A 24747-nucleotide genomic window follows, 5' to 3' on the forward strand; every position below is an offset into this window, starting at 1 on the left:
GGCCTCCACCATTTGTGAAAGATTTCGTGCAAGACGCAAGCTTATTTGAGTTTATACGATAGGAGGGAAAACATGCATCGCTCGCTTTTTAATTCGATTGAGCAAAAAACAGGTGTATCGATGGATGAAATTTTCGCATTAGCCAATGCTATTCAACATGCAGATTTTACGAGTGAAAAACAAGTAAGAAAAATTGTACGACGTGTTGCTAAGGTTTCAAATAGATCTATTACACAAGAATTAGAGGATAAACTAGTAAAATCAATTATTCAAGATGGCGCATCACTAGATTTTGATAAAATTACTAGAATGATGAAGTAGTATATGGCATATTTAGTTGGCAAAGCAGCTTGTTACGATAAGCTAAATGGTGGCAAGCTATATAAAAAGGTGTTACGAGCTGCAACATGCAATATCGTAACACCTTTTGATTAAATTTTTTTCTCCATCGCACGATGTGGAATGCCTGCATCCATAAATTCAGGAGATGTTACGATATAGCCTAGCTTTTCATAGAATGGCACAGCATAGCTTTGTGCATGAAGCTTTAATAGTTGCTTATGAATGGAAATGGCGTGCTTTTCCATTTCTTGCATCATTAATGCCCCTAATTTTTTACCACGCTGATCTTGTAAAATACAGACACGTTCAATTTTCGCCACAGTTTCCTCAATACTACGTAAACGTGCTGCCCCAACTGGTTGATTATCCTCATACATAATAAAATGCGTGGCAGTCGCATCCTCTGCATCGCATTCGAGATGAAGTGGGACACCTTGTTCTTCAACAAAGACCTTTTTCCGAATGGCAAACGCCTCATCATATTCTTGCTGTGTTTCAACAATTTTAACCTTATACAATAGATTACTCAGCTCCAGATAAACGGAATGTTTCGTATGTTGTCCATGAGCCATCTTCTAATTGATATAAAAGATGAATGCGGTCAATGGTATCTTTTTCATCCACGCCTGTCATACGTAATTGGCCGAAAATGTCATCGTGCTCAGAGTCTGACAGTTTTTGGGCAATTGTAATATGTGGGACAAAGACATGCTTCATTTCCCCATGTGGGATTTGTTCCTGAAGTTCACGTTGGAACGCTGCTAATTGTTCAGTTGGCTCAATGCGGAAGAAAATCGCATTTGTTGTAGGGAAAAACGAACTTATGCGTGATGCATGAATAGCCAAAGGCGCATATTTAGCAGCAAGTTCATCCAATTGCTTGACGAGTGTCTGAATTTCATCCTCAGATGCCTCAAAGCTGTCCTTTAACGTCATATGCGGAGTAATTTTCGCATAATGAGGGTCATATCGTTTGCGATAAGTGTTCGCTAAATCTTGCAATTTTTTTGACGGAAATGCTACAATACCGTACTTCATAGTCCATTACCTCCCGAAAATAAACAATTTTTCTGTTTAAGTATAACAGAAATTTCGCCTTTCGTAATTTGAATGCTCCTATATTAATTGAAATTTTCAATTAATGCACGCCGAAGGTCTGGTTTCCAATATTTCCATGTATGATTGCCATCAAACTCATCATAAAATATAGAAAACCCTTTTTTTATCATAAGATCATGTAGCTGACGATTTGGTGTTAAAAAGTCTTTGATCGTTTTATCCATTGTAACAACCTGATTTTCCTCTTTTCCAACGATATGGTAAATTGAAATGGCTCCTGGATCTTTAAAATTTTCAACGGCTTGTAAAACATCTTCATCCACATAGGGTGATTGTAAAATAACTTTGCCAAAGATACTTGGATATTTTAAGGCAGCCATTAAGGAAGCGGTTGCAGCCATTGAGTCACCAATGACCCCACGACTCATTCCCATTTGATAGGTAGCAAATTCATTATCTAAATAGGGCACAAGCTCGTGTGCTAAAAAACGTAAATAGGCTTCATGCTGTTCACCACTTGGCAAATATTTATGACGTCGATCTTTAATATCTTTGTAAGGAACAAAGGCGATAATTAAATTTTCGATTTCATAGTCATCAATCAGTTCATCAGCTAGTTTTGTAATCCCGCCAAGCTGGAAATAATCTTTCCCATCTGAGGCGATTAAAATGTTATATTTATATAGTGGAGAATAATTTGCAGGAACATAAATATAGAGTGGTAATTCTTCCTGTAATGCTGCACTATAAAATGTTAAATCCTGTACTGTTCCCTTATCCAATGGTGACACTCCTTCTTCTGTTTGTGACAAAATTGTACCATATTATAAAAGTAAAGGTATAATAGGTTGGGCTAGCACTAACTAGCAATAAAAATGAAATGAGGGTTAGAGATGCATAATAAAAATGTTCGTGTACACTCTGATGAAGTCGCGAAGGCAGCGCAAGCCGCTTTAAATCGCAGAGGTGTAACGATAGAGGATATTGCCAAAATCGTTTATGAAATGCAAAAATCATATAATGAGGGCTTAACGTTGGAGCATTGTGTTCATTCAGTTGAGCGTGTATTACGTAAACGAGAAGTACAACATGCTTTATTAGTAGGTATAGAATTAGATGAATTAGCAGAGAAAAAATTATTATCCACACCATTACAGCAAATTGTTGAGTCTGATGAAGGTTTATTCGGTGTAGACGAAACAATCGCACTAGGCTCTGTTTTTACATATGGCAGCATTGCAGTAACTACTTTTGGTCATTTAGACAAGCAAAAAATAGGAATTATCAAGAAACTAGACACAGAGCCTGGACATCATGTGAACACATTTTTAGATGATTTGGTTGCTAGTATTGCGGCTTCAGCGGCTTCACGCATTGCCCATCGTATGCGTGACCTCGAAGAAGAGGGCGGAACATTTGCAGATATCGAACCAGAGGAACTTGGTCCAAAACCAAAATCACATAATGAAATTTAACAAATAACAGAGCCTTCTCAGAAAATTTGAGAAGGCTCTTCTGTTGTTACTAAAAATTAAGACAATAGCAAAATAATAGTGCTAACAGGCTAGTGTGGAAACGGTCAACCTGGACGAACTATTGAGTAGCCGTTTCAACAACATAGCTTGAATGTAGTAGCCTGATATTTTACAATAGAAACATCGTGAAACTTTTTGTCTTTCTTCATAAAAAGTTGAACAGCTTATAGAAATAGCTGCTATAAGCAAAGATGACAGGTTGTAAGGGGCTTACTATATGAAAATGCAAGATATAAAGACATTAATAACAAGTGGTACGATTATTCTTGCTGTCGCTTTGTATATGATATTTGGCAAAACTTCCACAGAAGAGGATGCTAAAACAACTACAGAGCAGCAGGGCATCATAGCCATTGAACAGGTAGAAGAAGAAACAGGGAATAAACGCTTTGAGGTAGCGTATATAAAAGCCTATGATGGTGATACCCTTCAGGTAACAGTGGATGGTAAGAAGCAAAAGATTCGACTGCTGATGGTAGATACGCCAGAAATGAATTACAACAAAGGTGAAGCACAACCATATGCTGAACAAGCAAAGGACTATACAATGGATTTATTGGCAAATGCTAAAAAAATTGAAGCAGTCTATGATGTAGGACCAGAAACAGATAATTATGATCGTTTGCTTGCCTATGTTTTTGTAGACGATGTATTATTACAGGAATCCTTATTACAGGAAGGGCTGGCTGCTGTACGCTTTATTCATAAGCCAAATAATACATTTGAGGAAGCATTCCGTGAGATTCAGCAAGAGGCACAGGACGCTAAATTAAATATTTGGTCACATGAAAATTACTTCCAGAAAGATGGCTTCCATCCAGAAGTTATGAACTAACTAAAAAATCCATTTACAGGTGATGATGTAAATGGATTTTTTGATATTACGCTTTACTACCTTTTGTCCACTCGGCTACTTTGTCTGGATTGTCATCAATCCATTTCTTTGCAGCATCTGTGGCACTCATTCCTTCCATAATATCAAACATGACACTTTCTATATCTTCAGCAGTCCAATGGAAACTATTAAGGATATTATATGCTTCAGGATCATCCTCTTTTAAACCATTACGAGCAAATGTACCGATATATTCCTCGACACCATATAACCCTTTTGGATCATCTAAATATTTTAAATCATAGGCATTAAAAATCCAATGCGGTGACCAGCCTGTAATAACGATTTCTTCATGATTTGCAATTGCTTGACTAAGCGCTGCTGTCATTGCACCCGCAGAAGAGGTTAAAACCTCCCAGTCTTCTAAATTTTGATATTCTTTATAAGCATTTTCGGTTGTAGCCATCATATTAGCCCCTGGTTCAATGCCTGTAATGGTTTTATTGGCTTCGCTTGTTAAGTCTTCAATAGCATCAACGTTCATATAACTTGGTACAACTAAGCCGATTTTTGCACCCGTTAAATTTTCCCCTAAGTTATCAATTTTTCCATTATATTTTTCTACTTGTGGGGCATGTGTTTGTGGTAACCAAGCAGATACCATGCCATCGACCTCTCCATTTGCCAATGCCTCCCACATAATGCCATTATCTAATGGTGTGAGTGTAACATTATAGCCTAGATCTTTTAAAACTTGTCCTATTACATGGGTAGAGGCAACCTCAGTATCCCATTCAACATACGCTAAGTTAATTTCTTTTTTGTTACTATTTTCCGTGCCTGTTTTTGTGGCCGTTGAGCCGCAAGCAGTTAAAGCGAGTAAACAGATAAAAGCTAAACCCATTCCCCATAATCGACAAAATCTCATGAAAATCCCCCTTAAGAACGTTCAAAACATTATTGTTATGTCTTAAAACGACAAGTAACAACTTAATTTTATAAATAAGTTGTTACTTTTGTCAAATGATAATTTTGTACATACGCCCACTATGGAGCTGCCCATAAAACTTTCAGGGTATGACATATGATAGGAAAAATAGGGACTTAATGAGAGGGGACCTAGTATGCATTGGGTTACAATTATTATAATTGGCATAGCGGCAAACTTAGATAATTTAGGAATTAGCCTAGCCTATGGCATGAAGCAAGTAAAAATTCCTGTTTTATCAAATGCGGTAATTGCTCTTATTTCTATGATTATTACATATGTTGCCGTAACAGCAGGTAGCACGGTTGTGGCGTATATTTCACCACATACAGCTAATGTATTAGGGAGCTTATTATTATGTGTGATTGGTGTATGGACTTTAATGTCTCATCGATTTTCCAATCAACGGATCGCAGGCCATCCTGAGTTATTTGATGGAGATAAAAATTTAGTCATTTCAATTCGAGAGGCAATGGCACTTGGCTTTGTACTATCAGCAAACTGTTTAGCAGCGGGAATTGCTATTGGTGCAAATGGTATTTCCGCGCTATGGACAGTTATTTCGATTGGTGTCTTTTCATTTATTACCGTTGGCTTAGGCAGTCATTTTGGCTCTTTACTAACAAAAACATTACTTGGCAAATATTCAACGGTCATTTCAGGTTGGTTGCTGATTATCATTGGTATTTTTGAGGTTTTTATTAAATAGTAGAATGTTGTTGTTATATTGACAAATTTCCGCTAATACCAATAAGAAAATGTTATTTAGCCTTGAATGAAAACAAATGCTTATCGTGAATAACGCATGAAAATCCGCTTTATTTTCTACGACTAGGGTTAGCTGGATACCCTTGCTTTTTTGTAGAAAGCTATGCGGGTTTTTCTCCTGCTGAAGGTTTTCAAAAACCTCTATTTAAAAAATAGCAACGCTTGCGGTGGAAAATGAGCACTATCAATTAACGCTGGCACTTGAGCAGCAATAGGATAAATTTAAGCAACTGACTATTCCTGTGAAGTTTTTAAACTTTCAAAGTGTTGATGGGATGCTAACGGAAATTACAGCGCTTGGTGAACGCTATGATCGTGCAGCTCAAGCTGAAGAATTAGTGCAAGACCTACAAAAAAATATTGAAGCCGTACAAACAGTAGCTGCAAGCAAGGAAGGCCCTCGCGTATTAATTTTACTTGGTATTCCAGGAAGCTATTTAGTTGCAACTGAAAACTTCTATGCAGGTGATCTAGTGAAGCGTGCAGGAGGAATAAATGTAATGGAAGGACAGGATGCTGAGTATTTATCTTCGAATACGGAATATCTTCATAATAGTAAGCCTGATATTATTTTACGTTTAGCGCATGGCCTGCCTGATGAGGTTGTGAAAATGTTTGATGAGGAATTTAAAACAAATGATATTTGGAAACATTTTGATGCCATGAAAAATGGTAAAGTCTATGATTTAGAGGAAGAATTATTTGGGACAACTGCCTCTTTACAGGTTCCCCAGGCTTTAGGGCAGCTAATGGAAATCCTCTTCAAAATCCATGGCAATGTTTTCTGTACCGAAAGCGCTAGCGTCAGGTACATCCACCGGGGCTTTTATCTTGGTTCAGCAAGCGTTTGGACACTCACTGAACAGAGGTAAAAATAGACATTCATCCCCTCCCTACAGAGGCTATGCTTGCCCCACAAGATATCCTAATTATGGAAGGAGATGTTGGTAATACTCAAGTACGGTATAGAATCGGTTGAATCCTCGCCACAGGACTTTGACACCCGGGTCCCCATCTGCTTTCCGTCCGAGGAAGCCGCCCATCTTGGCTAAGGAATCAACGGCTTCTTTGATGCTTGGTGGGACAGAAGGGAGAGTGGATGTTTTATTCGAAATACGATAGAGCACCTGCCATTCCTCTTCGGTTAGAAATGGCGCACAGGAGGCTGTTGGTTGCTGTCTTGCTAAGTAAGTCATGCCGAGGATTCGGACAGCGATGATACTGTACACGTGTAGCTGTTTTTCTAGTCGTTCGGCTGTACGATTCTGCTTCTCCTCTATCTTACAGCCGCTTTTCAAAATGTAATGAAATCGCTCAATCTTCCAGCGATGTATATACCAGCTCACTTTTTCTATCGCTTCCTCCAGTGTAGTCACCGCTCGGTTCGTGATTAAATACCATTCGATTGGTTTTGATTTGGACAAGGGAGTTTCTTCTCGTACATGCAGAATGGACACGGCGATGGTTGCCTTTTGCTTCGGTGTTTTCAAGCCATTCATTGGCGCCGTCATGTGTACATGCTTGAACCGAATCGCTAAAGTTGCCTGTCGTTTGGGCAAATTTCTGCGTGTATCTCGTGGGATTTCTACGCAAATTTTTCCTGCTGGAGGGGTTTGCTTCACTGCATCAACTAATTTGCAGGCTTCTGTTGTTCTTCGATTTTGCACAACACGCACAAGGAAGTCCTGTTCTTTTTCGAGGGCATGTTGAAAAAATTCATAGATATCGGCTTCACGGTCACCAACATGAACGTAACGAACTCCTTTTGGTTGGTTCTTGCAACTATTATCCATACTTTTTAACCATTTGTAACTTTCCTTCGCTTCAATCGGTCTCTGTCGTTTGGCTGTCCGTTTCCCTCGTTCTTCTACAGGACGTGTCCAAACAAATTGATCAAGTAAACCGAGGGGAATACCATCTGTCGTCACCGCAATAGCCGAATGAAGGAGAAGTCCTTGATGATGGGGACTTGCGCCAAAATCACCCAATCCTTCTGTCTTTTTGTGAGCTGTATAATTAAGTGTGGTTGTATCTTGCACGACTAAAATAACAGATTCTTCTCGTTTTTTGATGTGTGCCATCGTTGCTTTTCGATGTGTTTGTAAGAGGACAGAGGGCGTGACTTTTGGATTTGCCAGTAGACGGTAGATTGCTTTCGCTTCGGCTTTATCTGCACTGGCACTCGCAATGGATGCGCCCATCTGTTTAGAAAGTGTCTGCATGGATCGAATCACCCGTTTAATCGTCCTTCCACAAGCAATGCCCATATCTTTGAATTCGTTATAGGTCCAGTGGTTCGTGTCTAGTTTTTCTGTCGAGAATGCCATTTCCCTCTCCTCCCCCTTCACGATTTTGTTTCTTCTATTCTACTATTTTTGTGTGGGTTTGAGGAGAAAGGAGCTCACAGCAACATCCATTTATTGTATTCATTGTGGGGCAAGCATAGCCTACAGAGGTAGGGGTTTTCTACTGAATCAAGATAAATAAAATTCTTACATTATCGACTTGTAAGGATTCTGTTATTAGTGACGATTATCGCTTTGTTGTGCAAGGTAAATTAGTAAAGCGTTAAGGAGGATGAACCCGTTCGTGGGACATCCTTTTTATTTTATAAAAAATTTATTTTTAATTACTTGACGTAATGTGATTATTAATATATAGTAAGTTACATAAAGTAATTATAAAAATTTTATAACTGAAAACGGAAGCAAAGAAGTAACTATTATTGTTTATCCTATAAAATTTTGGGTAACATAAATATTGTAGTTACTTCATATTTTAAAATGTATCTCGAAATCGAGATAAAATCAACCTAACTGGAGGAATTTACAATGGCAAAATGGAACATTGATTTAGGACACTCAGCGATTAACTTCGAAGTAAAACACATGATGGTATCAAAAGTAAAAGGAGTATTTGATCAATACTCAGCAGATATTGAAGCGACAGATCTTACAGATTTAACAACTGCCAATATTAGCTTTACCATCGATCCAGCAAGCATTAACACACGTAGTGAAGATCGTGATAATCATTTAAAAGCAGCTGATTTCTTTGATACGGAACAATATCCAACAATTACATTCAAATCAACAAACATTACAAAAAAATCAGACAATGAATATGCAGTAACAGGTGATTTAACAATTAAAGACGTTACAAAATCAGTAACATTTGATACAGAGTTTAATGGCAAAGGAACAAATCCATGGGGCCAAGAGGTATATGGCTTTGAAGCAAAAACAACCATTAATCGTGAAGAGTTTGGCTTAACTTGGAATGCGGCATTAGAAACAGGTGGCGTTCTGGTTGGTAAGGATATTAAAGTAGCTGTTGAATTAGAAGTTAACCCAGCTTAAGGAACAGAAAAATTGGATATCAGCACTATGAGATAGCATGCTTGCAGTAATATGCAAGTGTGCTTTTTATCATAGGCAGAAATAAAAGGCTGTTCCTATAGCGTAAAGGAATACGAAATATTATCAATGATTTTGTAATAATATGCCAAAGCTTCTGGCATATTTTTCGTTATAGTTGCATATAAATCATCATATTGTTTTTGGGGGCGATAGGATGAATGTGTTGGTGACAGGTGGTTATGGTTTTATTGGCAGTGCAGTAGGCAGGCGTTTTTTTGAGGAAGGTGCAACAGTTTATATTATTGATAATTTAAGTACAGGTCATTTACGGAATGTCGAGTTTGAACATAAATCCTATCTTTTAAATATTGAGGATGAGGTTTGTGAGCATCTTTTTAAAGAAGTGGATTTTGATGTGGTGGTCCATTGTGCAGCCCAAACAAGCATTCAGCAATCGATAAGGGAGCCTGTAAAAGATATTTTGACCAATATCGTAGGGTTGAGTCAAATGCTCTTTTTATCATCTAAATATAAGGTAAAGCATTTTGTCTTTGCTTCCTCAGCAGCTGTTTATGGAGATAGTCATTATCCACCTTTAGACGAATCAGATGTTTGTGAACCTATTTCCATGTATGGCTTAAATAAAAGCATTGGTGAAACCTATTGTGAGAAATGGCAAAAGGATTATCATTTGCCTATTTTAATTTACAGATTTGCGAATGTGTTTGGTCCGAGGCAGCCCATGCAGGGAGAAGCAGCGGTTATTCCAAGCATGTTAAAAAGCAATATGGAAGGAAAAGTATTTACGATTTTTGGTACTGGTGAACAAACACGTGATTTTATTTATGTAGATGATATTGCAGATGCTATTTATGCTGGTGTGAGTGCACGTTTGCAAGGTATTTACAATGTATCGACAAATGAGGCATGGTCCATTCATCAAGTCATCCTATTGCTACAGCATCTTAATCACCCACTTGAAATTCAATATGCGCCAGCGCGACCAGGCGATATTGAGCATTCATTTTTAAATAATGATAAACTAGCGAAAGCAATTGGCTGGAAACCTAAAATTTCCTTTGCGGAGGGAATTGAACGTACCCTGCATGCACTACAACATGAAAAACTAATAGAAATTCAACAAAATAGAGGATAAAGTAAATCTTCAATCAGCGAGGCTTTTCGTATGCCCTTCTCTGATTGCTAAGATGTGAAAACGAGCTAAATTATTTTGACCGATTGGAGGGCTATCTGCTTTTAAGATGCCCTCTTTTTCCATGTCTATAGTATAATAATTCATTAAAGAAATGGTTGTGGAATTGAACGGAGGTCTATCGATGCTTGTAGATTTTAGCGTAAAAAATTGTTTAAGTTATAAAGATGAAACATCATTTTCAATGGTAGCAGGAAGTCGACTGCGTAAATGGAAGGATACACATACGATGCAGCTTGATTCACTATGTCTTGTGAAAAGTGCATTTATTTTTGGTCCAAATGGTAGTGGAAAATCAAATCTTTTTACGGCCATTAAAGTATTACGTTCTCTCTTATTTAATTTTGAAAGTTTAAATAATGTAAAGCAATTACGTCTACCCTATCAACCGTTTAAATTAGCAAGACAGCAGGACAAGCCAACGGAGTTTATGATTTCTATTTTTTTAGATGGAGCTTTATACGATTATGAAGTACAGTATAATGCTGCACAAGTTCTTTTTGAGCGTCTGAGCAAAACGACACGTACAGGGAAAGAGGAATTATTTGTTAGACAATGGGATGGTACAGCTTATATTTATGAAACGCTACAGACGACAGCACAGGAATTGACAAAATATACAAGGAACAATACGGCCTTTTTATCTGTTTTACATGTTTTTAATGACCCAGATGCGATTCAAATATTCGACTGGTTTTTACATAAGATTCTGTTCTTAGATGAAGCAAATCGGTTATCAAGTCATCCTCTTATTCGTAAACTTGAAGAGGAGCCTTTTAAAAAGGAAGTGATGAAGCTTCTTAAAATTGCAGATTTTTCAATTCAAGATGTAACGGCTAGACGTGTGGAACGCAGAGAAAAAAATACGATTGGCTATGAATTTGATGCCTCTGAGGTGATTCAGGAGGTCGATATTGATCTGCATTATTTAGCATTTGATGAACTAGGTGCTCCGATAGGAACAGAGACAATTAATTGGACAATGGATTCTAAAGGAACAGTGCGTATGCTGCATTTAGCATGTGTGATGGTGGATGCATACAATAAAGGAAAGACCATTTTTATAGATGAGTTTGATACAGCCTTTCATGTATCAATTTGTGAGTTTTTAATGGCGATTATGAATAGCAAGCGCAATACGAGTAACCAATTTGTTGTGACAAGCCATGAAATAGAATTGCTGGATCAGCCATTACGAGCCGATCAAATTTGGTTTGTGAATAAAAGCTTTAAAAATGAATCGGAGCTATATTCTTTATTTGATTTTGTAGATCTGCAGAAGAAGCGCGGCGATGTGACCTATGCAAAACGTTATTTAAAAGGGGAATTTGGTGCAACACCTGTGATTAATGAATATTTATCAGAACAATATTTAGAGGAAGCGGAGGTATCGAAGCAGTGAGAGTACGTCAACAAGGGAGCCGAACACTGCGTAAAACGATTTTAATTTATTGTGAAGGTGAGACAGAGCGCATTTATTTTGAACAAATGCGTATTTTAAAGCGCTCTAAAATGGTGAGTGTCAAAATAAAAAATGTGAAACGCTCTGCCATCAAACTTGCTCAGCATGCATATCGAGATTCAAGTTATCAATATTTTGATGAGGTTTGGGTTGTCTTTGATAAGGATGATTTAACAGAAAAGCAATTAGAAGAAGTGAATACATTTTGCGAGGAAAAAAATATTTATATTGCTTATACAAATGAGGCATTTGAATTATGGCTACTGTTGCATTTTGAGGAAGTTGATAGCACAGAAAAATATCCGAGGGCTGTATTAAACGACAAAATGGAGCAGCATCTTGGGGTCAAGCGTTATTTCCGCCATAAAGCAGATGAATCTATTATTGCTCCTATTGCCTTACGCCATGAGGTAGCCATGAAAAATTGCGCTAATATGATGGCACTAAGACAAGCTGAGAGCCGTGATAATCCGTACTGTAACGTACATGAAATGATACGATACATATTTTAATAGTAATAAATTTCATTTTTGGGCTATGAGTATGACGAATAGATAGATGCCATAATTGTTTTATGCTAAATGGATTCGAATAAAAATATTCGTCAGAGAGAGTAGGATTGAAAATTGCTTTACTAAGAAGAAGCGTAAGGGCAGTCTCAATGTACTAATTTACATATTGAGGTTCGTTAAAATAAGCCATCAGCAATGTTCTGCTGATGGCTTTGCTTACTATAGAGAGTTGCAGTTTTCACAGTGATGGCTGTAGCATTCACTTTGCTCTTCCATTTTTTCTCCACACTCTACACAAGTTTTCTCTGGTAAATTTCTGAAAAATTCCATAACGTTTTCTAACATATCTATTTCCTCCTCAGTAGGTAACTGTTATATATAAATTATTTGATATTTGTATTGTATTATAACAGATAGAAAACGTCAATGTAATAATCAGAATATTTCGCATTGTTTTTGTCAATTTTATGACATGTAATAATATAATCATTTAATAAAGGAAACACGGCCATTGGCGTTATTACAATTTAGGATACCAGAAGGAAGAATATAACTAAAAAATAGGATGATACCAACGAAGAAATTTTAAGAATATAGGAAGCTGAGAGCAAAAGATGTTCTAAGACATGATCACTGAGGGAAATCATTCCGGCAATTTTTAATCGAGATAAAATAGCAAGTACGTTAAAAGTGTTCTCCAGTAGCGATTTATTGTTTTGACACTTTGTCGAAAGAGAGGCATGTTTAGGGAAGAGAAACATATAGTGTATATGGAGCGAACAAAGTATGGAGATGAAAGGGGATTACGTGGATCACTCAAAGTCAGATCAACCTAAAAATGCAAAGGACAATGCGAAGGATCAGCAGCTTGAGCCATTTCGTGTCGAAAATGATGATACAAAGATGACAACAAATCAGGGGCTAAGGGTGTTCAATGATGAGGACTCACTCAAAGCAGGTATTCGTGGCCCTACAATTATGGAGGATTTTCATCTTAGAGAAAAAATTACTCATTTTGATCATGAACGGATTCCAGAGCGGGTGGTACATGCGAGAGGTTTTGCAGCACATGGTGAATTTGAACTGTATGAGTCGATGAGGGAGTATACCAAGGCTAGTTTTTTACAGGACCCAAAAAAGAAAACGCCTGTGTTTGTAAGGTTTTCGACAGTTGTAGGTAGCTTAGGATCAATGGATACAGCGCGTGATGTACGTGGATTTGCAACGAAATTTTATACCGATGAAGGAAATTATGATTTAGTGGGTAATAATATTCCTGTCTTTTTTATTCAGGATGCGATCAAGTTTCCTGATTTAATTCATGCGGTAAAGCCGGAGCCACATAATGAAATGCCGCAAGCAGCCTCTGCCCATGATACGTTTTGGGATTTTGTGGCGAACAATCAGGAGATTGCCCATATGATTATGTGGCATATGTCTGATCGAACCATTCCTAGGAGCTTTCGTATGATGGAAGGCTTTGGTGTCAACACATTCCGCTTCGTCAATGACAAGGGAAGATCGAGATTTGTGAAATTTCATTGGAAGCCTGTGCTAGGCGTGCATTCGCTTGTTTGGGATGAGGCACAAATTATCGCGGGGAAGGATCCTGATTTTCAACGTCGAGATTTATGGGAATCTATTGAAATCGGTGATTATCCAGAGTATGAGCTTGGGGTCCAAATACTTGAACCAGAGGATGAATTTAAGTTTGATTTTGATATTTTAGATGCCACAAAGCTATGGCCAGAGGAATTAGTACCAGTAAGGAAGATTGGCAAGATGACCTTAAATCGCAATGTGGATAATGTCTTTGCTGAAACAGAGCAAGTTGCCTTCCATCCAGGAAATGTTGTACCAGGTATTGATTTTACGAATGATCCGCTATTACAAGGGCGTCTCTTCTCCTATTTAGATACACAGTTAATTCGATTAGGGGGTCCTAATTTCACAGAGATTCCCATTAATCGTCCCATCTGCCCTGTTCATAATAATCAGCGTAATGGCTTTAGCCGACAGACAATTAATGTAGGGAAAGTAAGCTATCACAAAAATTCACTTGCCAATAATACGCCAGCTACTTCCACAGCAAGGGAAGGTGGCTATGTTCACTATGAGGCAAAGGTTGAGGGCCGTATTACAAGAGCGCGTAGTAAATCCTTTGATGACCATTTTTCACAAGCACGGTTATTTTGGAATAGTATGTCTCCACCTGAAAAGCAGCATATTATTGATGCCTTTAGCTTTGAGGTTGGAAAAGTGAAAAGTAAGGCAATTCGTCAGCAGGTAGTAGATATGTTTGTTCATGTAGATAAAGTAATGGCTACAACGGTGGCAGAAAATGTGGGCGTTCATCGTCCTAGCGGAGAGCAGTCCAAGGTTACAGCCTCATCGCCAGCACTGAGTCAAGCCAATACAATAAAATTACCTTATACGCTGAAAGTCGGTGTTTTAATTGGAGATGACTTTGATGCAAATGAGGTTGGAGAAGTATTAAAGCATTTAACAAGGCAGGGCGTACGTTATAGTATTGTTTCTGATCGATTAGGCATTGTGACAAGCAATAGCGGTGTTCAGTTAACAGCAAGTGAAACATTTATCACGACAGATGCAGTATTATTTGATTCTCTATATATTGTGGGGGTAAAGACCAGTAATCAAGCTAAATTTAATACACATATTGTGAATTATATTAATGAAGCATATCGTCATTATAAGCCAATTGGATTTGCTGCTACTGGTACAACCTTTTTTAATATGTCAAACGCAAATACTGGACCTGGTATTGTTTTAGCGACAGGTAATCGGGATTTTGCGAAAAAATTTGTCGCTGCCATTGCTCAGCAACGATTTTGGCAACGAAATATTTATTAAATTAATGCTAAAAAGCTGAATAGCCACAGAAAGAAGAGCAATAATGATGAATCAGCAGCGAATATCTGTGAAAATAAAAGGCACATTATAGGTAGGGACTGATGACCCATCCTATAATGCGCTTTTTTAATTAACTTCAGGTTCTTCTGCTTGTTCCCCAGGTGTTGTAGAGAGATATAAGAAAGCCTCATCTTGCAAAAGTAATAATTTTTCCTCGCAAATCCCATGTGCTAATGGTCCAGAAAAAATAGATTCCCACCATGTTCCAGTTGTTGTTGTCATTCATCTACGCCCCCGTTTCGGTTTTAATATGTAGTTGTATATTTCCCAAGAAGAAAAAACTAAAACATGTCATTTACCACTTCAACAGTCACCTCCGAGGAAGAAAGAGGATTTTTGCCTATCAATGTTGTATCGTATAGACACAGATAGTTTGTTTCAAAATGACAAAACTATGTATGCCATTTTAAAAAAGGGGTGCTTTAACAATGAATTTTACAACACAAGATGTAGAGAATATGATTACAGAACAGCGTCAATTTTATTTTTCACGTGCAACAAAAAGTACAAAATTTCGCAAGGAACAGCTAACAAAATTAAAAAAAGCTATTTTAAAGTACGAGCAGGATATCATCAATGCGCTATATTTAGATCTTCGTAAAAGTGAATTTGAAGCTTATGCTACAGAAATTGGCATTGTTTTAGATAGTATTTCATATATGGTTAAGCATGTAGAGGAATGGATGAAGCCAGAAGCCGTTAAAACACCCATTCAATATCAGATGGGAAAGAGCTTTATTGTGCGAGAGCCGTATGGTGTGACATTAATTATTGGACCGTTTAATTATCCATTTCAGCTTGTCATGGAGCCATTAATAGGAGCAATTGTTGGCGGTAATACAGCAATTGTTAAACCATCGGAAAGCTCTGTACACACTGCAGCGATTGTGAAAAAAATAATTGAAGAAACATTCCATCCCTCTTATATCCGTGTTGTGGAAGGAGAAAAAGAGGAGGTCACAGCCCTTATTCATGCATCTTTTGATTATATCTTTTTTACGGGCAGTGTAGCAGTTGGCAAAGTGGTTGCAAAGGCAGCGGCAGAGCGTTTAACCCCCTGTTGCCTTAGAGTTGGGTGGAAAAAGCCCTGCTATTGTCGATCAAACCGCTAACTTAGAAGTAGCAGCAAAACGCATTGTGTGGGGAAAATTCACGAACACAGGACAAACTTGTGTAGCACCAGATTATGTAATGGTGCACAAGGATGTTTATGATCCTTTTATGAAGATCGTAAAAGAAACAATACGTTCATTTTATGGAAAAAATCCATTGAAAAGCCCTGATTACGGTCGCATTGTGAACCTTAGACAATTTGATCGTTTACAGCAAATTATCGTAGAAGAACGGGATGCCATTACATTGGGTGGACGAGTAGATCGCGATGATTTATATATTGAACCGACAATTATTGAATATGTAAAATGGTCAAGCCCATCTATGCAGGAGGAACTTTTTGGTCCTATTTTACCTGTGATGGTCTATCAAGATTTACCACTGGCCATTCATCAAATTCGTCAATTACCTAAGCCTTTAGCAGCTTATTTCTTCTCAGAACATGAAAAGGCAATTCAATACTTTTTAGAAGAACTTCCTTTTGGTGGCGGATGTATTAATGATACAGTTACGCATGTGGGGAACCTACACTTACCATTTGGCGGTGTCGGTCCTTCAGGTGTGAAGGCTTATCATGGTAAAGCTAGCTTTGAAAACTTTACACACCCTAAATCCATTTTAAAGAAATCTTCTAAGCTAGAGACAAATGTTCTTTTCCCACCCTATAAACAAAAGGTGAAGATTGTGCGTTCATTGATGAAATAATACAACTGGAGGTACCTCAACTTAAAGAATAAGGTGCCTCCTTTTTTTCTAAAAGTTCTGCATAAATATGTCGAAAAATGGCGATTATTCATTAAAAATTTTAAGAAAAACATATTTTTTATAATAATGAAAACGTTTTCGCTGAAAAAATACATGAGAGACATTTTATTTATTAAGAAATAAGTAGTAAAATAAATTCAAAAGAAGTGGGGGTTTTTCTTGTCGTATTTTGTCGAATGGGCAAAAATAACGATATGAGTGTAGAGATTGATTGGAGGACTATGAAATGTATGCAGAGGAATTGTTAAGTGCATTACCTTTGAAAAAAATAATTGGTGAGCTGCCAAACCAGGTTAGTGATATTGTAATAGATTCAAGAAGTGTACAGCCAAATAGTATGTTTGTTTGTATTAAAGGCTATACGGTTGATGGACATGACTATGCGCAAAAGGCTGTGGATGGTGGTGCAACCATAGTTGTAACAGAACGTAAACTACCCTTAGAAGAGACGATTGCACAGGTTATTGTGAAAGATACGGATCGTGCAGTGGGTTTATTAGCTGCAAAGTTTTTTGATTACCCTTCAAAGGATATTACAATGATCGGCGTAACAGGTACAAATGGTAAAACATCTGTCACAGGCATTATTCAAAATATCATGCAAGGCATGGGCGAAAAATCTGCATTAACGGGTACAATTGGCTTTAATTTAAATGGAATTTTATATGAATCTGCCAATACAACGAGCGATGCGTTATCAACGCAACAAATGATCTTTCGGGCAAAAATGGAAGGTTGCAGTTTGATGACGATGGAGGTTTCATCACATGGACTAGCACTTGGTCGATTGGCAGGTGTTGATTATGATATTGCAATTTTTACAAACCTAACGCACGACCATCTTGATTTTCATGGTACGATGGAGGAATATGGACATGCGAAAGGCTTATTATTCTCTCAACTTGGGCAAGATTTAGAAAAGCATAAATTTGTTGTACTAAATGCAGATGATCCCTGGTCAGAGCGTTATGCTGCCTTAACGCCATTTCCTGTGTGGACATATGGCTTACAAAATGACAATGCGGATTTCCGTGCCATTAACTGTGAATATCACGATTATATGACAATTTTTGATGTAGAGATGCCAGAAGGAATTTATCGTGTAAAAATGCATTTACTTGGTGAGTTTAATATTTACAATGTCTTAGCAGCAATGGTGGCGTTTTATGGTCGTGGTTATTCTATGGAGGCAATTATTGAACAAGTTGAGCAATTACCACCAGTCAAAGGCCGTATGGAAAAAGTATGCTCGGATTTGCCTGTACAAATTTTTATTGATTATGCACATACACCAGATGCTATCGAGAAAGCTATTGAAGCCGCACAGCCTTATAAAAAGGGCAAGCTGATTTTCCTAGTAGGAACAGGCGGCAATCGTGATAAATCAAAGCGACCTGCTATGGCCGAAAAGGCATCAGCAGCAGATTATGTCATTTTAACGACAGATGACCCTCGCTATGAGGATTATGATAGTATTACAAGCGATCTTGCCAAAGGTATGCAGCATAGTAATTATGCTTGCATTGGAGATCGTGCAGAGGCAGTGCGACATGCGATTGGGGTGGCAGAGCCAGATGATATCATTATTTTTGCGGGTAAAGGGCATGAGGATTATCAAATTATCGAAAACACAAAATATCCACATAGTGATGCAGAAATTGCCCTAGAAGCAGGTCATTTAAAATTTGTTTGATTGAAAATAGGATTTTAAGAGAGCCTTTTAGTCATCACTAAAGGGTTTTCTTTTTGGTGATTTCATGTAAAAAGGTTGTACGAAAGGCAGAACTTCTTTTATTATTAGGAAGTATGAAAAAAGGAGAATAACGAGATGAATGCTAATTTAGAAAAAGAGATAGTATCGCGTCGTACTTTTGCCATTATCAGTCACCCTGATGCTGGGAAAACGACGATTACAGAAAAGCTTTTACTATTTGGAGGCGCTATTCGTGACGCAGGGACGGTAAAAGGAAAAAAAACAGGTAAGTTTGCAACATCTGACTGGATGGAAATCGAAAAGCAACGTGGGATTTCTGTTACGTCATCCGTTATGCAATTTGATTATAATGGGTCACGTGTTAATATTTTAGATACACCTGGTCACCAAGATTTCTCAGAGGATACTTATCGTACATTAATGGCTGTCGATAGTGCTGTGATGGTGGTGGATGCTGCGAAAGGGATTGAGGCACAAACATTAAAGTTATTTAAAGTTTGTAAAATGCGTGGTATTCCAATTTTTACGTTTATTAATAAATTAGATCGTCAGGGGAAAGAGCCACTTGAGCTTATTGAAGAACTTGAGGAAGTGCTCGGCATTCAAGCATACCCGATGAATTGGCCAATTGGAATGGGCAAAGAATTTCTTGGTATTTATGATCGTTACAATCAACGTATTGAGCAATTCCGTACAGATGAAGGGCAACGATTCTTACCAATTGATGACAATGGAGAGCTTGCCATCGAGCATCCAATGAAGGTTACGTCTTATTACTCGCAGGCAATGGATGATATTTTACTCTTGAATGAAGCAGGCAATGCTTATTCAGAGGAAAAAATCCGTCGTGGCGAATTAACACCTGTATTCTTTGGGTCAGCATTAACCAACTTTGGTGTGCAAACATTCCTCGAAACCTATTTACAGTTTGCACCAACGCCTCAGCCTCGAATTACTGAAGATGAGCAATTTATTGATCCTGTTGAACATGAGGAGTTTTCAGGCTTTATTTTCAAAATTCAAGCGAATATGAACCCTGCCCATCGTGATCGTATTGCCTTTGTGCGTATTGTTTCGGGTAAATTTGAACGTGGCATGAATATGACGCTTTCTCGTACAGGCAAATCCTTTAAAGTAACACAGTCTACACAGTTCCTTGCAGATGACCGTGAAACAGTGGATGAAGCCGTTGCTGGCGATATTATCGGCTTATATGATACAGGGACATATCAAATTGGAGACACCGTTGTAGGTGGTAAGAAAACATTCCAATTTGAAAAATTACCGCAGTTTACTCCAGAACTATTTGTACGAGTTACAGCGAAAAATGTGATGAAGTCCAAGCAATTCCATAAAGGGATTTTGCAATTAGTACAAGAGGGCGCCATTCAATACTATAAAACGCTGCATACAGAGGAAGTTATACTTGGCGCAGTTGGGCAATTACAATTTGAAGTATTTGAACACCGTATGAAAAATGAATACAATGTAGAAGTAAAAATGGAGCCAATTGGTTCAAAAATTGCACGCTGGATTGAAAATGAAGAGGATGTTAAAGAATCTATGTCCTCTGGTCGATCAATGCTAGTGAGGGACCGTTTTGACAATCTTGTTTTCCTATTTGAAAATGAGTTCGCTATGCGTTGGTTTGCAGATAAAAACGAAAACATTAAACTTTATAGCCTTCTATAATCAAAAAACACGAATCGACAATTTTGCGATTCGTGTTTTTTTACAAGGAAAATTAGAGCTGCCTGTAGAATATAAACAATAATAGAACCATAAGGGGGTTTTATTACCTGTTGATAAAATTATCTCCTTTTCGGCTATCATAGAAAGGAAGAGATAGAAAAGGAGTTTGTCTACCATGAACATTAGTAATTTTTCCATTAAAAGACCCGTCTTTACGATCGTGACAATGCTTTTTGTTATTTTATTAGGCGGGGTATCATTATTAAAAATTCCTATTACACTTATTCCAGAGTTAAATCCCCCAATAGGTGTGGTTGTCACCACTTATCCTGGTGCAAGTCCAACTGAAGTTAATGAGAAGATTACTAAGCCTTTAGAGGCGACACTTGCAACCTTACCTGGCATTAAGAAGTTACAATCCACCTCACAAGAAGGAACCAATTTAATTGTGCTTGAGTTTAATTGGTCCACTAGCATTGAAGATGTCCAACTCGATATTTTACAGCGCATTGATATGACACCATTACCAAATGATGCAGGAAAACCGAGCTTTTTAAAATTCGACCCGTCCCAATTCCCTATTATTCAACTATCACTACGTGCAGAAAATGATCAGGTTGATGTGCGTTTATTGGTAGAGGAACTAGAGAAGGAGTTACAACGAACAGAGGGGGTTGCCAGCGTAAATGTTTCTGGCAAGCTGATAGAAGAAGTACAAATTACACTAGATGAAGCAAAGCTAGTGGAAAAGGGCTTAACACAGACAGATATTATTCAAATTGTTCAAGCAAATAATCTCTCTCTGCCTGGTGATCCTGTTGTAACGGATGATGGAAAAATGTTAACCACACGTATTGTAAGTACATTATCTTCACCTGAAAGCATTGCCCAACTTATTGTCTCAGTGAATCCTTTAAATGGTGAAACATTGACAGTCGGTGATCTTGCTACGGTTGAGAGAACAGAACAACAATCATTAACAACAACACGTGCGAATGAATATCCAGCCGTGCTCATGTCTGTTTTGCAGGAATCGGGCGCAAATACAGCAGAGGTTTCAAAGGAATTCCAGCAAGCATTAGACGAGCTATTAGCCAAAGAACAATACAAGGACATGACAGCAGATATATTAGTTGACCAAGGAAGCTATGTAGATGTAGCTATTCAAAATATTGGCTCCTCCTTATTGCTAGGTGGATTATTTGCAATGCTTATTTTATTTGTTTTTTTACGAAATATCAAAAGTCCAATTATTATAGGAATTGCGATTCCCTATTCAGTCATTGTCACATTTGTGTTAATGTTTTTTGCTGATTTCTCCTTAAATATTATGACATTAGGGGCACTAGCATTAGGTATTGGAATGCTTGTGGATAATGCAATTGTTGTCATTGAAAATATTGAACGACATTTAGGGCAGGAGAAAGACCCTATTACTGCCGCAAAGGAAGGAACAAAAGAAGTAGCCCTTGCCATTACAGCATCAACATTTACAACAGTCGTAGTATTTATTCCTGTAATGTTTATTGAAGGCTTGATTGGGCAAATTTTTACAGAATTCGCCTTAACGATTTCCTTTAGTCTTTTCGCTTCGTTAGTGGTGGCGCTAACAGTAGTGCCAATGCTGGCAAGCCGTCTGCTAAAAGCAACAACTACAAATATTTACCAAAAACGTAATGAATCGCGCTTTTATCAGCGTTATAAAGCCTCCATTATATGGGTACTACAGCATCGTCTGCTTGTTATTTTTGTGACTGTTATTTGTTTTGGAGGTGCATTATTTGGATTAACAAGAATCGGTACAGAGTTTTTACCACCAACAGATGAAGGCTTTACATCGATCAGTGTTACTCTCGAAAAGGGAGTAGCTGTTACAGAAACAGAGAAGGTTGTTGAGAAAATAGAGGAGCGCTTAAAGCAGGAAAAAGATGTGGATGTCTATGTTAGCTTAATAGGCGGTACACAGCAGTCACAGTCACGCAATCAAACGAGTGCGAATCAAGCGGAGTTATCTGTCAAGCTCATTCCATTAGCAGAAAGAGAGCGTTCAATTTTTGAGTTTGTGGAGGAAGTGGAGCAGGATTTACAAAGAGAGCTAGGCGAGCAGGCTGATATTAAATTTAGTGTATCGACAGCAACTGGCTCATCACCGAATACATTAACATTCCGCTTAACAGACTCTGATGAGCAAAGACTACAACTTGCTGTTCATCAAGTACAGCAGGAACTACAGGATATTCCTGAAGTAACAGGTATCTCTACTGATTTAGATAACACTGTACAAGAAATTCAAATCGAGGTAAATCGAGAAAAGGCGAAAGATTATGGATTTATGCCAGCACAAATTGCGCAAACCGTTAACCAAATGACAAAGGGACAATTAACATCTCAGCTTATTGCAGAAGATGGTGCTGTATTATCTGTCTATACTGGCTTTGGACAAGCATTTAATAATAGCCTTGATGCATTAAAGGCGATGCAGCTACGATCACCAGCTGGGTTATTTGTGAAATTAGAAGATATTGCAACCATTTCTATTGAGGAAGGTCCTGTTTCTATTCGCCGTTCCGATCAGGCAGCAGCGGTAGCATTTTTTGTGGATTATGAAACAAAGGAATCATTAGGCGGTATTTCTGCAAAAGTGGATAAAGCATTAGCACAAGTTGATTTATCACCAACTACGCAAATTGTTTTTAGCGGGGATCGTGAGCTTTATGATAGCGCAATAGATGATATGCTGCTGGCTGTTGCTTTAGCAATTATCCTTGTTTATATTGTCATGGCTGCTCAATTTGAGTCGTTCAAGTATCCATTCGTTATTATGTTTACAGTACCCTTGATGATTATTGGAGTAGCAGTGGCACTGTTCACAACACATACATTAATCGGTGTAACCTCTGTTATAGGTATATTAGTGCTTGTTGGGATCGTTGTGAATAATGGCATTGTGCTTGTTGATTATATTAATCAGCAAAAGGCAAAGGGGATAGCAAGTTATGAAGCTATTTTACTTGCTGCACAGGATCGATTACGCCCAATTTTAATGACAGCATTAACAACGATATTAGGGCTGCTACCATTGGCATTTGGTCTTGGCGAAGGTACAGAGATGAATCAGCCCATGGGGATTGCAGTAATTGGGGGGCTTGTAACCTCAACATTACTAACATTGTATATTGTACCAGTTGTCTATAGTTTAGTGGATAAAGAAACAAGGAAGATGTGATGGACTTAAGGGGGATGGGAGATGAAGGTTCACTTTTTTACAGGTTTTCCTGGATTTATAGCAAGTCAATTAATTCAATCATTATTTAGAGAAAAACAGACACAAACAGTTATTGCCATCGTGTTAGCAGGAGAAACCATTAAGGCAAATCAGGAGAAAAATAAATTACTGGAGGAGTTTCCTGACTGCTCCATTCATGTTGTAGAAGGGGATATTACATTACCCAATCTTGGACTGGATGATCAGATCCTCAAGGAGATTGGCCCGCAAATTGAAGTACTTTGGCATTTAGCCGCCATTTATGATTTAGCTGTGCCACGTGATATTGCTTGGAAGGTGAATGTGCATGGAACAACAATGGTCAATGATTTCGTGCGCAGCCTTCCTAATTTAAGACGCTATATGTATTTTAGTACAGCCTATGTAGCTGGTACACGTGAAGGAATACTGCGTGAAAATGAGCTGATTCGGCCACCAGCCTTTAAAAATTACTATGAGGAAACAAAATATGAGGCTGAGCATCGGGTAGAGGATTTAAAATCTGAAATACCACTGACTATTATTAGACCTGGAATTGTACGGGGACATTCTGAAACAGGGGAAACGGTGAAATTTGATGGTCCATATTTCTTTTTAAATTTAGTTGACCGTTTAAAGGGGCTGCCCATTATTCCGTATATTGGTCAATCAACAGTCACTATTAATGTAGTGCCAGTTGATTATATTTTAAAAGCCTCTATTTTTCTCATGAATCAGGAAGAGGCGAAGGGGAAAACACTTCATTTAACAGACCCTAATCCACACCCTATACAGGAAGTATATCGGACGATGGTGAAATTAATAACGAATACATATCCAAAGGGGCGTTTACCATTTACATTAGCGAAACTCTCATTGCAGGTTCCGCTTATTCGGAAAAAACTAGGGGTCGAACAAGAAACACTAGATTACTTAACGTGGAATGCTACATTTGATACCTCAGAAGCACAGCAGATTTTGCAAAAAGGCAGTATTACATGTCCTGATTTTATAAAGACAATGCCAAGGATGATTGAATTTTATTTAGCTAATAAAGAAAATAAAAACTATCAGGTCCAAATTAAATAATAGATATTTTTGTCAGTTATAAATGATAGTGCTATAATGTTTAAAAAGAAGTAGCTAACAGGTAATAGTGATTTACCTGGGGTCATATTCGCTAAAATCGAATGTGATCGTGAATAGTGCTAT

General features: G+C 37.9%; 21 protein-coding genes and 1 pseudogene. 15 read left to right on the plus strand and 7 right to left on the minus strand.

From position 1 onward, the window contains the following. Window positions 1-72 precede the first annotated feature (72 nt). Window positions 73-321 (plus strand): stage VI sporulation protein F, encoded by a 249-nt coding sequence (locus ADM90_RS03570; protein ID WP_053993691.1) that lies wholly within the window; start codon window positions 73-75, stop codon window positions 319-321. Window positions 322-431: 110 nt separating this feature from the next. Here ADM90_RS03570 and ADM90_RS03575 read toward each other — a convergent pair whose 3' ends face one another. The 3 genes from ADM90_RS03575 to ADM90_RS03585 all read right to left on the minus strand — a co-directional run bounded on the left by ADM90_RS03575 (window position 432) and on the right by ADM90_RS03585 (window position 2183). Beyond that, window positions 432-860 (minus strand): GNAT family N-acetyltransferase, encoded by a 429-nt coding sequence (locus tag ADM90_RS03575; protein ID WP_053993692.1) that lies wholly within the window; start codon window positions 858-860, stop codon window positions 432-434. Between the two features lie 4 nt (window positions 861-864). Then, window positions 865-1380, minus strand: a complete 516-nt coding sequence (locus ADM90_RS03580) for a YjcG family protein (protein WP_053993693.1) — start codon at window positions 1378-1380, stop codon at window positions 865-867. Window positions 1381-1463: 83 nt separating this feature from the next. Continuing rightward, entirely contained in the window at window positions 1464-2183 is a 720-nt protein-coding gene (locus tag ADM90_RS03585; RefSeq protein WP_053993694.1) for an alpha/beta hydrolase, read from the minus strand. Between the two features lie 111 nt (window positions 2184-2294). On the opposite strand from ADM90_RS03585, the gene ADM90_RS03590 reads away from it, so the two are divergent. Together ADM90_RS03590 and ADM90_RS03595 are read left to right on the plus strand one after the other, a co-directional pair. Then, window positions 2295-2876, plus strand: coding sequence for a phosphatidylglycerophosphatase A family protein (locus ADM90_RS03590; RefSeq protein WP_053993695.1), 582 nt, complete (start codon window positions 2295-2297; stop codon window positions 2874-2876). Between the two features lie 277 nt (window positions 2877-3153). Beyond that, entirely contained in the window at window positions 3154-3771 is a 618-nt protein-coding gene (locus ADM90_RS03595; RefSeq protein ID WP_053993696.1) for a thermonuclease family protein, read from the plus strand. Between the two features lie 46 nt (window positions 3772-3817). Here ADM90_RS03595 and ADM90_RS03600 read toward each other — a convergent pair whose 3' ends face one another. After that, window positions 3818-4699, minus strand: coding sequence for a glycine betaine ABC transporter substrate-binding protein (locus tag ADM90_RS03600; RefSeq protein ID WP_053993697.1), 882 nt, complete (start codon window positions 4697-4699; stop codon window positions 3818-3820). Between the two features lie 196 nt (window positions 4700-4895). On the opposite strand from ADM90_RS03600, the gene ADM90_RS03605 reads away from it, so the two are divergent. Together ADM90_RS03605 and ADM90_RS03610 are read left to right on the plus strand one after the other, a co-directional pair. Then, the gene (locus tag ADM90_RS03605) at window positions 4896-5468 is read left to right on the plus strand and encodes a manganese efflux pump (protein ID WP_053993698.1); all 573 of its coding nucleotides are present in this window, start codon (window positions 4896-4898) and stop codon (window positions 5466-5468) included. A 295-nt stretch (window positions 5469-5763) separates the two neighbouring features. Then, the gene (locus tag ADM90_RS03610) at window positions 5764-6399 is read left to right on the plus strand and encodes an ABC transporter substrate-binding protein (protein WP_268766617.1); all 636 of its coding nucleotides are present in this window, start codon (window positions 5764-5766) and stop codon (window positions 6397-6399) included. A gap of 57 nt (window positions 6400-6456) precedes the next feature. Here ADM90_RS03610 and ADM90_RS03615 read toward each other — a convergent pair whose 3' ends face one another. After that, the gene (locus ADM90_RS03615; protein WP_053993516.1) at window positions 6457-7854 is read right to left on the minus strand and encodes an IS4 family transposase; all 1398 of its coding nucleotides are present in this window, start codon (window positions 7852-7854) and stop codon (window positions 6457-6459) included. Between the two features lie 504 nt (window positions 7855-8358). Here ADM90_RS03615 and ADM90_RS03620 point away from each other — a divergent pair. The 4 genes from ADM90_RS03620 (at window position 8359) to ADM90_RS03635 (ending at window position 12073) form a co-directional block, all read left to right on the plus strand. Next, window positions 8359-8886, plus strand: a complete 528-nt coding sequence (locus tag ADM90_RS03620) for a YceI family protein (RefSeq protein ID WP_053993699.1) — start codon at window positions 8359-8361, stop codon at window positions 8884-8886. A gap of 214 nt (window positions 8887-9100) precedes the next feature. After that, entirely contained in the window at window positions 9101-10042 is a 942-nt protein-coding gene (locus ADM90_RS03625; protein ID WP_053993700.1) for an NAD-dependent epimerase/dehydratase family protein, read from the plus strand. A 181-nt stretch (window positions 10043-10223) separates the two neighbouring features. Further along, window positions 10224-11501, plus strand: a complete 1278-nt coding sequence (locus tag ADM90_RS03630) for an AAA family ATPase (protein WP_053993701.1) — start codon at window positions 10224-10226, stop codon at window positions 11499-11501. Then, window positions 11498-12073 carry an RloB family protein gene (locus tag ADM90_RS03635; protein ID WP_053993702.1) on the plus strand — a complete coding sequence of 192 codons (576 nt, stop codon included), beginning with the start codon at window positions 11498-11500 and terminating at the stop codon, window positions 12071-12073. The genes ADM90_RS03630 and ADM90_RS03635 overlap by 4 nt, the downstream gene beginning before the upstream one ends. Window positions 12074-12292: 219 nt before the next feature. On the opposite strand, the gene yhfH is transcribed toward ADM90_RS03635, so the two are convergent. Then, window positions 12293-12418 carry a protein YhfH gene (gene yhfH, locus ADM90_RS23615; protein WP_083448448.1) on the minus strand — a complete coding sequence of 42 codons (126 nt, stop codon included), beginning with the start codon at window positions 12416-12418 and terminating at the stop codon, window positions 12293-12295. A gap of 447 nt (window positions 12419-12865) precedes the next feature. On the opposite strand from yhfH, the gene ADM90_RS03640 reads away from it, so the two are divergent. Continuing rightward, complete coding sequence (locus tag ADM90_RS03640; RefSeq protein ID WP_053994879.1) at window positions 12866-14947, plus strand: catalase; 2082 nt, start codon at window positions 12866-12868, stop codon at window positions 14945-14947. Between the two features lie 126 nt (window positions 14948-15073). On the opposite strand, the gene ADM90_RS24655 is transcribed toward ADM90_RS03640, so the two are convergent. Then, window positions 15074-15229, minus strand: a complete 156-nt coding sequence (locus ADM90_RS24655; protein WP_162838595.1) for a hypothetical protein — start codon at window positions 15227-15229, stop codon at window positions 15074-15076. A gap of 206 nt (window positions 15230-15435) precedes the next feature. On the opposite strand from ADM90_RS24655, the pseudogene ADM90_RS03645 reads away from it, so the two are divergent. The 5 genes and pseudogenes from ADM90_RS03645 (at window position 15436) to ADM90_RS03665 (ending at window position 24624) form a co-directional block, all read left to right on the plus strand. Beyond that, a pseudogene (locus ADM90_RS03645) lies at window positions 15436-16825 on the plus strand (aldehyde dehydrogenase). Window positions 16826-17111: 286 nt separating this feature from the next. Beyond that, window positions 17112-18578 (plus strand): UDP-N-acetylmuramoyl-L-alanyl-D-glutamate--2,6-diaminopimelate ligase, encoded by a 1467-nt coding sequence (locus ADM90_RS03650; protein ID WP_053993703.1) that lies wholly within the window; start codon window positions 17112-17114, stop codon window positions 18576-18578. A 135-nt stretch (window positions 18579-18713) separates the two neighbouring features. Next, window positions 18714-20291 (plus strand): peptide chain release factor 3, encoded by a 1578-nt coding sequence (locus tag ADM90_RS03655; protein ID WP_053993704.1) that lies wholly within the window; start codon window positions 18714-18716, stop codon window positions 20289-20291. A 175-nt stretch (window positions 20292-20466) separates the two neighbouring features. Beyond that, the gene (locus tag ADM90_RS03660) at window positions 20467-23517 is read left to right on the plus strand and encodes an efflux RND transporter permease subunit (RefSeq protein ID WP_053993705.1); all 3051 of its coding nucleotides are present in this window, start codon (window positions 20467-20469) and stop codon (window positions 23515-23517) included. 21 nt (window positions 23518-23538) lie between these two features. Next, window positions 23539-24624 (plus strand): SDR family oxidoreductase, encoded by a 1086-nt coding sequence (locus tag ADM90_RS03665; RefSeq protein WP_053993706.1) that lies wholly within the window; start codon window positions 23539-23541, stop codon window positions 24622-24624. Window positions 24625-24747: the final 123 nt, after the last annotated feature.

The organism is Lysinibacillus macroides (assembly GCF_001281525.1).
In the GTDB taxonomy this organism is placed as follows: Bacteria; Bacillota; Bacilli; order Bacillales_A; family Planococcaceae; genus Lysinibacillus; species Lysinibacillus macroides.